Source organism: Pseudomonas sp. HMWF021 (genome assembly GCF_003061005.1).
Lineage (GTDB): Bacteria > Pseudomonadota > Gammaproteobacteria > Pseudomonadales > Pseudomonadaceae > Aquipseudomonas.
Window position 1 is genome coordinate 47,436 of record NZ_QAIK01000144.1, and the last position, 1,105, is coordinate 48,540.

At 52.1% G+C, this 1,105-nt stretch carries 1 protein-coding gene and 1 rRNA gene; one reads left to right on the forward strand and one right to left on the reverse strand.

All coding sequences use genetic code 11. The features are described 5' to 3' along the window. On the forward strand, positions 1-766 hold a 766-nt coding region (locus tag DBR18_RS20095), incomplete at its 5' end, for a PepSY domain-containing protein (protein ID WP_256588815.1). 65 nt (positions 767-831) lie between these two features. On the opposite strand, the gene rrf is transcribed toward DBR18_RS20095, so the two are convergent. Beyond that, positions 832-947, reverse strand: a 5S ribosomal RNA gene (gene rrf / locus DBR18_RS20100). Between the last annotated feature and the right edge of the window lie 158 nt (positions 948-1,105).

Genomic DNA, 1,105 nt, shown 5'->3' on the forward strand with positions numbered 1-1,105 from the left:
CGAGTTTCATTACAACCTGACGTTACCCGGAAACTGGGGATTGTTATTGATGGGGTTGGTTGCCATTGCTTGGGTGATCGATTGCTTCATCGCGCTGTGGCTGACGTTTCCTCGTGGCAAACCGTTCTGGAAGAAGTGGTCTGTGGCATGGAAGATCAAGGGCGGGCACGCTTATCGACTCAATTTCGATCTGCATCGGGCCGGGGGATTGTGGCTGTGGTTATTGTTGCTACCGATTGCAGTCAGCAGTGTCGCAATGAACCTGCCGAGTCAGGTATTCAAACCGGCGGTGTCGTTGTTTTCACCCATTGAACCGAGCGTGTATGAGGCTCGTGGTCGAATGCCTCATTCCGAGCTGGGGGTTACGCAGTTGAGTTATCAACAGGCGTACGAAAGGGCATTGCAGGAGGGAAAGAGGTTAGGGCTGACAGCGGCGATCGGGGAGTTGTATTACAGCTTTGAATACAACTTCTACGGCGCAGGATTCGGCCAGCATGACACTGAAGCCCATGGCAAATCCTGGTTGTTCTTCCATGGTAGTGACGGACGATTATTGGGACAGGAAATCGCCGGGCAAGGCACGTTGGGGGAGCAGTTCTACCGATTGCAGTTACCGATACATGGCGGCCGGATCATTGGCTTCACCGGGCAAGTGATCATTGCGGTATTAGGTGTAATGATCGCGGGACTGTCAGGGACTGGCGTGTATATCTGGTGGCGTAAATGGCAGGCTCGGCGCCTCAGCAAGGCTCGTAGAACGGCCTGATATTCGGGAATGCTGAAACGACAAAACCCCTGTCTGCGTTAGCAGACAGGGGTTTTGAAATTTAATCTTGACGATGACCTACTCTCACATGGGGAAACCCCACACTACCATCGGCGATGCATCGTTTCACTTCTGAGTTCGGGATGGGATCAGGTGGTTCCAACGCTCTATGGTCGTCAAGAAATTCTGTATCTGGCCCGTCAACACGGTAACGTGCCAGCAAAATCGGTGACTTCTACTAAAAACAAAACCCCAACTGCTTTCGCAATTGGGGTTTCGGAATTTAATCTTGACGATGACCTACTCTCACATGGGGAAACCCCACACTACCATCGGCGA